Annotated in this window: 8 protein-coding genes; 7 read left to right on the top strand and 1 reads right to left on the bottom strand. The window is 71.4% G+C overall.

Annotation, left to right across the window (positions count from 1 at the left end; translation table 11 throughout):
- The 7 genes from M0R80_10995 to M0R80_10965 all read left to right on the top strand — a co-directional run.
- The coding region (locus M0R80_10995; GenBank protein MCK9460155.1) for an FAD-dependent oxidoreductase at nt 1-2,717 on the top strand (2,717 nt) is incomplete at its 5' end.
- Complete coding sequence (locus M0R80_10990; GenBank protein ID MCK9460154.1) at nt 2,710-3,879, top strand: FAD-binding oxidoreductase; 1,170 nt, start codon at nt 2,710-2,712, stop codon at nt 3,877-3,879. The genes M0R80_10995 and M0R80_10990, both read left to right, overlap by 8 nt.
- 47 nt (nt 3,880-3,926) lie before the next feature.
- Nucleotides 3,927-4,946: a formylglycine-generating enzyme family protein gene (locus M0R80_10985; protein MCK9460153.1), complete on the top strand. Its 1,020-nt coding sequence runs from the start codon at nt 3,927-3,929 to the stop codon at nt 4,944-4,946.
- A 40-nt stretch (nt 4,947-4,986) separates the two neighbouring features.
- Nucleotides 4,987-5,703 (top strand): hypothetical protein, encoded by a 717-nt coding sequence (locus M0R80_10980; protein ID MCK9460152.1) that lies wholly within the window; start codon nt 4,987-4,989, stop codon nt 5,701-5,703.
- Nucleotides 5,688-6,419, top strand: a complete 732-nt coding sequence (locus M0R80_10975; GenBank protein ID MCK9460151.1) for a hypothetical protein — start codon at nt 5,688-5,690, stop codon at nt 6,417-6,419. The genes M0R80_10980 and M0R80_10975 overlap by 16 nt, the downstream gene beginning before the upstream one ends.
- Nucleotides 6,420-6,427: 8 nt before the next feature.
- A complete protein-coding gene (locus tag M0R80_10970; GenBank protein ID MCK9460150.1) occupies nt 6,428-7,297 on the top strand; it encodes a hypothetical protein in 870 nt (289 codons plus the stop codon).
- Nucleotides 7,298-7,312: 15 nt separating this feature from the next.
- Entirely contained in the window at nt 7,313-7,924 is a 612-nt protein-coding gene (locus M0R80_10965) for a PAS domain-containing protein (GenBank protein MCK9460149.1), read from the top strand.
- Nucleotides 7,925-7,935: 11 nt separating this feature from the next.
- Here M0R80_10965 and M0R80_10960 read toward each other — a convergent pair.
- On the bottom strand, nt 7,936-8,367 hold a 432-nt coding region (locus tag M0R80_10960), incomplete at its 5' end, for a cobalamin B12-binding domain-containing protein (GenBank protein ID MCK9460148.1).

Raw genomic sequence — 8,367 nt, 5'->3', positions numbered from 1 at the left:
GCGCCTGCCGCGGCTGCGGCGTCTGCGTCGGGGCGTGCCCGAGAGGCGCGATCCGCCACCCGGGCGCAGAGCGCGGCATCCCGGCCAGGCGGGGCGGGCTGCTCGTGATCGCGTGCGCGAGATCCGGCCTCTTCGTCCGCGGGGGCGAGCGCGTCCCCGAGGGCGCGACGGCGATGGAGCTCCCGTGCGCCGGCGGCGCGGGTCCGGCGATGATCCTCGGAGCGATCGCGCGCGGCTTCGACGGCGTGCTCGTCCTCGGGAGGCAGCAGGAGACGTGCCGCCTGAACGGCGCCGAGGACCGCGTGCGCGGCCTCGCGCCGGGGCTGGACGCGCTCGTCGCGCGCCTCGGGCTCGGGGAGGGGCGGATCCGCTTCGTCGATCCGGAGAGGGGGCGCGAGGGGCCGATCCGCGCGATCGAGGCGGTCCGCGCCGAGATCCCACCGACTCCGCTGAAGGAGACGTACCCGGCCGACCGCCCGACGGATTCGATCGACGACGCGCGCGCCGTGATCGACTGGCTCGCGGCGCAGCGGGGCGTCGCCCTGGACGCGGCCGAGCGCGATCTCCTCCTCGACGCGCAAGACGCGTACTCGGCGGGCGCAGCTGGGCCCGCTCCCCGGAAGGAGCCCGACGCCGCGATGGGAGGGCGCATCACCTCCCACCCGATCCTCGCGGCGCCGCCCGACGAGGCGGCGGTCGAGCTCACCTTCAACGGGCGGAAGATCGCCGCGCGGCCCGGCGAGATGATCGCGTCGGCGCTGTTCGCCGCGGGGATCTCGGTCTTCGGGCACCACCGCCGCGATCGCGGGCCGCAGGGGATCTTCTGCGCCAACGGCCAGTGCTCGCAGTGCACGGTGCTCGCCGACGGCCGCGCGGTGAAGTCGTGCATGACCCGGATCCGTCCGGGGATGCGCGTGGAGAGCGTCGAGGGGACGCCGCCGCTCGCGCCGGACGACGCGCCGGGCGAGGCGAGGAGGCCCGAGGACGTCCGCACCCGGGTGCTCGTGCTCGGCGGCGGCCCGGCCGGGCTGTGCGCCGCGATCGAGCTCGGGCGCGCCGGGATAGACGTGCTGATCGTCGACGACAAGCCGGAGCTCGGCGGCAAGCTGACGCTGCAGACGCACCAGTTCTTTGGCTCCGTGGCCGACTGCTGGGCCGGCACGCGCGGCATCGACATCGGGCACCTGCTCGCCGACGACGTCGCGGCGCTGCCGAACGTCCGCGCCTGGACCGAGTCCACGGCGATAGGCGTGTTCTGGGACGGCAAGGTCGGGGTGGCGACGCCCGGCGGGTACCGGCTCGTGACGCCGGAGAACATCCTCGTCGCGACCGGCGCGCGCGAGAAGGCGCTCTCGTTCCCGGGCTGCGATCTCCCGGGCGTGTACGGCGCGGGCGCCTTCCAGACGCTCGTCAACCGCGACCGGATCCGCGCGTCGCAGCGGCTGTTCATCCTGGGCGGCGGCAACGTCGGGCTGATAGGCGGCTACCACGCGCTCCAGGCGGGCATCGACGTCGTCGGGCTCGTCGAGGCGCTCCCCGAGTGCGGCGGCTACAAGGTCCACGCGGACAAGCTGCGCCGGCTCGGCGTGCCGATCTGGACGAGCCACACCGTGATCAAGGCCGCCGGCCGCGAGACGCTCGAGCGCGTGACGATCGCGCGGATCGACGAGCGGTTCCGGGCGATCCCGGGCACGGAGCGGACGTTCGAGGCAGACACGCTGCTCATCGCCGTCGGGCTCGCCCCGGTCGACGAGCTGCTCGCCAAGGCGCGCGGGTACGGCATCAAGGTGTGGGCCGCCGGCGACGCCGAGGAGGTCGCGGAGGCGTCCGCCGCGATCTTCTCGGGCCGGATCGCCGGGAGGCGGATGGCGCGCGCGCTCGGGGCGGAGGTCGAGATCCCCGAGCACTGGGAGCGCCTCGCGGCGATCCTCCGCAGCCGGCCCGGGAAGACGTCCACGCTCGCGCCGCCCGAGGTCGCCGAGCGCGTGTACCCCGTCCTCCGCTGCGTGCAGGAGATCCCCTGCGATCCGTGCGTGGCGTCGTGCCCGCAGAACCTGATCTCCATGGACGGCGTCATGGGGTTGCCGCGCTACGAGAGGGGCTGCCTCGGCTGCGGCACCTGCGTCGCGGTCTGCCCGGGGCTCGCCATCAACCTCGTGTGCGAGGACTACGATCCGGCCCGCGAATTCGCGCTGGTCGTGCTGCCGTTCGAGTTCGGCGACGATCGGGCCTCGCTCGGCGACGAGGTCGCGACGGTCGGCATGGACGGCGAGCCCGTCGGCGCCGGCCGGATCGTCGCGGTGCGCGAGAGGAAGGACCAGGATCGGCGGCGCCTCCTCTTCGTCGAGGTGCCGTTCGCCGAGCGGCTTGGCGTCGCCGGCTTCCGGATCCGCGGCCCGTCGATCCCGACCGCGACCGACCTCCCGACGGACGCGGAGGATCCGATCGTCTGCCGGTGCGAGCGCGTGCGGCGCAGCGACATCGTCCGCGAGATCCGCGCGGGCGTCCGCGACGTGAACCAGCTCAAGGCGCTCGTGCGGCCGACCATGGGCGGGTGCGGCGGCAAGACCTGCGCCGAGCTCGTCGCCCGCCTCTACCGCGAGGAGGGGCTCTCGCCCGCCGAGATCACGCCCGGCACGATCCGCCCGCTCATCGCCGAGGTGCCGCTCGGCAGCTTCGCCGCGGGTCCGGGCGGCAGGGAGGGCGGCGATGACTAGGCCGACGTTCGACGCGATCGTCGTCGGCGGCGGCAGCGTCGGCGTGCCGTGCGCGTACCACCTCGCGAAGCGCGGGCTCAAGGTGCTCGTGCTCGAGCGCTGCCCCGCGGTGGGGCAGGGCCAGAACAAGGCCGCGATCGGCGGCATCCGCGCCACGCACTCGGATCCCGCGAAGATCGTGCTGTGCAACCGCAGCCTCGCGGAGATGACGACGTGGAAGGCGCGCACCGGCGTCGACGTCGGCTGGAAGCCCGGCGGCTACGCGTACCCGGTGTACGACGAGCCGCTCGAGCGAGAGCTGCGCGGCCTTTTTCCGATCCAGCGCAAGTTCGACCTGAACATCGATTGGCTCGACGCGGCCGCGATGGCGGAGCTGATCCCGGGCATCGAGCGCCGGGGGCTGCGCGGCGGGACGTACTCGCCGGGCGACGGGCAGCTCTCGCCGCTGAAGGTCTCGGTCGCGTTCCAGCGCGCGGCGCAGGCGCTGGGCGCCGAGTTCCGGTTCAACGAGCGCGTCGAAGGGTACCGCGTGGAGGCGGGCCTTGTCCGCGGCGTCGTGACGGACAAGGGCGAGCACGCGGCCGGCGCGGTCGTGATCGCGGCGGGCGCCGAGGCGGCGGAGCACGGGCGCCTGCTCGGCATCGACATCCCGGTGCAGCCCGACTCCCACGAGGCGGGGATCACGGCGCCGGTGGCGCCGTTCCTCGCGCCGCTCGTCGTGGACATGCGGCCCGGCCCGGAGGGCAAGACCGCGAACTTCTACTTCGGGCAGAACGACGAGGGGCAGATCATCTTCTGCTACACGCCCAAGGAGCTGTTCTACGGCGTGAACCGCGAGTCGACCTCGGAGTTCCTGCCGATCCTGGCGGCGCGGATGATCACGCTCATCCCGCGGATGCGGAACCTGCTCGTGCGGCGCGTGTGGCGCGGCCTCTACCCGATGACGCCGGACGGGACGCCGATCATCGACAACGTCCCGGAGATCGGTGGGCTCGCGCTCGCGGTGGGCATGTGCGGCCAGGGGTTCATGCTCGGGCCCGGCGTCGGCCAGGAGATCGCCGCGCTCGTCGTCGACGGGGCGACGTCGCTGCCCGCCGAGGCCCACGATCGCGTCCGCTACGGCCGCAACTTCGCCAAGGCGGGCGCGGAAGCGCTGAAGTAACGATGCGCGGGCCGAACCCCGGTTGGGCATTTCGTCGTAGGTGGCCTGTGTGTCGCCCCGACACGTTCGTTTTTTTCCTCGCCCCGTTCTTCGTCTCCGGGATCAACCTCGCCGCTTGCTCGTCTTCGGACGCAGAAGAGGCGCACGCCTTCTCCGGTCCAGGCGCGACCCCATCTACGGCGTTCAGCGCGGATCAGATCGCGCCGAAGCTGGCCCCGGAGGGGACAGCGAAGGCGGACACGTCAAAGTCGGAGCCGAAGCCGGCCCCGATCCCCGAAGGAATGATCGGCGTGCCCGGCGGCGCGTTCACGATGGGCTCGAACAGGATCGGCGAGGGCGACGAGCAGCCGGCGCACACCGTGACCGTGGCGCCGTTCCTGCTCGATCGCACCGAGGTGACGAACGCGGCGTACCGCGAGTGCGAGGCGGCGAACGCCTGCCGGCCGCACGACACGCAGTCGAGCGTCGACAACGGCTTCGGCCCGGACGAGGCGTTCCGCACGCCCGATCGGCCGATCAGCGGCGTGTCCCACGAGGACGCCGAGGCGTTCTGCGCGTGGAAGGGGAAGCGGCTGCCCACCGAGGCGGAGTGGGAGCGGGCGGCGCGGGGGTCCGACGGTCGCAAGTACCCGTGGGGCTCGCAGGCGGCGGAGCCGAAGCTCGCCGTGTTCGGCGGCGTCATCACCGAGGACGTCGGCAGCCGCCCCGACGGCGCCGGCCCATACGGGCACCTCGATCTCGCGGGGAACGTCTGGGAGTGGGTCGCGGATCTGTACGACCCGTACGCCTACCACCGGCCGACCGCGGATCGCGGGATCCCGGGCACCTGCCCGCAGATCCGGGCGGCCCAGGACGAGCTGCGCCGCAAGATGCTGTTCGGCTTCACGGGCAAGAACCCGATCCCGGAGGGCTGTGACCACGTCCTGCGCGGCGGCGCCTTCAACTACGGCGGGCCGGGGCTGCGCGCCGCGAACCGCGTGCACCACCCGGGCACCTTCCGGCTGATCATGTCCGGCTTCCGCTGCGCCCGCGACTGGCCGGGCGGCCCCGTCGATCCGCCGCAGTGACCCGCCTGTTCCCCCGGCGATCTTGGGGTATACTCGCCGAATGGAAACGACAAGACGTTCGCCACGGAAACGGGTGATCGCGATCCGCGCGGCGGTCCTGCTCGCGGCAGCGCTGGCCACCACGTGGGGCTGCTGCGACGACCCGCGCATCAACCTCAGCCGCATCGGCGACTTCCTGAACGGCGTGCTCGATCTCTCGCTCGATCTCTCGATCGACGAGCTCGTCTCCTTCTCGTTCGACGGCGACTTCGCGGGGTGGGCCGGCATCCCGGCGTTCTCCACCGACGAGATCGAGGTGGATCTCACCGCCGCGGCCTACTTCGAGGGCGACGCGTCCTTCGACATCGATCTCGACGCGCTCAAGGAGGACGTACGGTTGATCGCGGCGGACGTCACGGGGTCCGCGGTTCCCGTGCTGTTCGCGACATGGCGCGGCGACAAGTACACGGCGGACAAGGGAGTGTGCTATCTCGGGTGGGTCGACGAGACTCGATTGGTGCTCGCTGCGACGTGGTGCGGCGACGATTCCGGGGTCATGTACTGCTGGAGGCCCGACAACGGGATGGGGGATCCGTCCTGCGAGCTGTGCGAGACGTCGACCGGCGGTTGCACGGGGTGCGCCATGAACGAGCGTCTGACGGCCTGCCTCCCGCCCAAGCCGGCGAGCATAGACGTCGATGTGGATATCGATATCGATATCGACATCGACATCGACATGGATATGGACGTGGGGGGTGATACGTGCGGTGCCCCGTGACCGCGGTCCGCGCGATTCTCACGACGGCGCTTCTCCTCGCCGCGGGCTCGGCTGACGCTCAAGAATCGACAACCGCGCCGGCGCCCCCTGCGGCGGAAGCTCCCGCGCCTGCGGCGGAGGCGAGCGCCCCGGCGCCGGAGGAGAAGGCGGACGACGAGGGGCGCGAGGATCACAAGGGGTTCCTGTTCCGATTCACGCTCGGGCTCGGTTATGCGTGGATCTTCGGCGACGGAACGCTCGCCCCGGCGATCGGGCTGCGGCGCGTCGACGAGCCCAGTCACGACTCGCCGGCGCTCAACGTCTCGATGGACTTCGGCGGCGGCTTCAAGGACATCGGAATCCACGTGGGCGGAGTATGGGAGCGGATGATCCTGCGCGCGGACGAGCCGACGGAGATGGGCTTCACGCTGTTCGGCGTGGGCGGCGGCCTTTCGTACTACTTCACCGATTACGACTTCTACGCGACCGCCCAGCTCCGCTTCGTCGGGCTGATCCTGTACCTTCCGGGCGTGCTGTGTAGCGCGGAGCGCGGGGAGAAGCATCAGTCGTTCCAGGGCCCGGGCGTGACGATCGGCGTCGGCAAGGAGTGGTTCGGCGACAACGACAAGGGGCTCGGCCTCGGCCTGCAGCTCAACTACGCGAAGCTCGAGAACGACCCGTGGGCCGAGTTCGACTACGTGAGCCTCATGCTGGCGCTCACGTTCACAAAATTCTAGGGGGCGACATGAGAAGAACGCACCTGATCGCGGGCCTGCTCTCCGTTTCGTTCGCGGCGGCGCTCGGTTCCTCCTGCGGGGACGACGCCGCGCGCGATCCCGGCTCCGACGGCGACTCGGACTCTGATTCCGACTCCGACTCGGATTCCGACGGGGACACGGACGACGGCTGCTCCGAGGCGGCCAAGGTCGTGTACGTCGTCGACTCGGACAACTCGCTCTACAGGTTCGAGCCGCCGACCAAGGTGTTCGATCTCATCGGCACCGTGGACTGCGGAAACGGCTCTTCGCCGTACTCCATGGCGGTCACGCGCGACGCCGTCGCGTACGTGCTGTTCCAGAACGGCGACATCTTCGAGGTGAGCACGTCGAACGCGGCGTGCACCGCGACGCCGTACGTCACGGGCCAGAGCGGCTTCGGCGTGTTCGGCATGGGGTACGCCACCGACGGCGGCGACACCTGGGACGAGACGCTGTACATCGCCGACGGCACGAGCCTCGCGACGATCGGCGGCGACTGGATCGTCGACGTGGTCGGCTCGATCAGCGGCGATCCGGAGCTGACCGGCAACGGCCTCGGCGAGCTCTGGGGCTTCTTCCCGTCCGCGGCGACGCCGCACGTCTCGCGCATCGACAAGGGGAACGCCTCGCTCCTCACGACGTACCCGCTCTCGGATCTCTCGAACTCGCCGTCCGCGTGGGCGTTCGCCTATTGGGGCGCCGCGTTCTACGTGTTCTACGAGTCGGCGCTCGACACCTCGACGAACGTCTACAAGGTCGACGCCGAGTCCGGCGACGTCGAGCTGTACATCCCGGAGTCCGGGAAGCGCATCGTCGGCGCTGGGGTCTCGACGTGCGCGCCCACGGAGATCGAATGAAGAGGGCGGTGCATCGTGGATGACGGCCAGGCGCGCGACGCGCCCCCGCTCGAACCCTCGCGGATACTGGACGCGGTCGCGGATCCGGTGCTCGTGATCTCCCGTTCGTTCCGGATCGTCTACATGAACGCCGCGGCGCGCGCGCGGTACGGATCGCCCGGCTTCGATGACGAGGCGACCTCCTGCCACGCTGTGATGCACGGCTCCGCGAAGCCGTGCTTCGAGGCCGGTGTGCTCTGCCCGGTGTGCGAGGTGTTCGAGACCGGAGCGAGGGCGCACATCGTCCACGACCACGTGAGCCCGGACGGGACGTTCGCCGCCGAGGAGGTCGTCGCGTCGCCGCTGTTCGACGCCGACGGCCGCGTCGCCTACGTGGTGGAGGACGTACGGGGGGCGGCAGGCCTGCTCGCGTCCAAGGAGGTCGCCGAGCACATGCGCGCGGAGCTCGATCTCCTGCGCGGGATCCTGCCGACCTGCGCGGGCTGCAAGCGGATCCGCACGGCGGACGGCCGCTGGCAGGAGATCGAGGCGTACGTCGCAGAGCACTCGGGCGCCGAGTTCTCGCACGGCCTGTGCCCGGCGTGCGTGGATCGGCTCTATCCCGATTATCGGGAGAAGAAGGGCTGATCTGAGGGCGGCTACCGCGGGCCGAGCCCGGGGCTCGTGCCGCGCAGCTGGCTGGCGGATCCCGACGCGGCCGCGAGCGTCTCGACCCACCCGTGGAACGCGTCGAGCGACTCCATCGCGACGACGCCCGGGATCTCGTGCAGAGCCTCGTTGCCGCCGACGACGACGATGATCGGTGCGGGCAGATCCGCGCGCAGCGCCTTGAGCTCGGCCGAGGTGCGCTTCGGCTCCGCGGCCGTCGACGTGCCGATCACCGCGGCGAGCGATCCGGACGCGGACGACGCGGCGACGATGTCCCTGCGCGGCGTGCTCATTCCGAGGAAGACGATCCGGAAACCGCCGAGGGCGAGGAAGACGGCGGCCATGTGCAGCCCGAGGGTGTGCCGCTCACCTTCGAGGTTGGCGAGGATCACCTGCGGGCCGCTCCCCGACTGCGCGAGGGG

The organism is Pseudomonadota bacterium, from assembly GCA_023229365.1.
Classification (GTDB): Bacteria; Myxococcota_A; Polyangia; order JAAYKL01; family JAAYKL01; genus JALNZK01.
The sequence above is the reverse complement of the archived record's forward strand: the minus strand, read 5'-3'. Positions and strand labels throughout refer to the sequence as shown.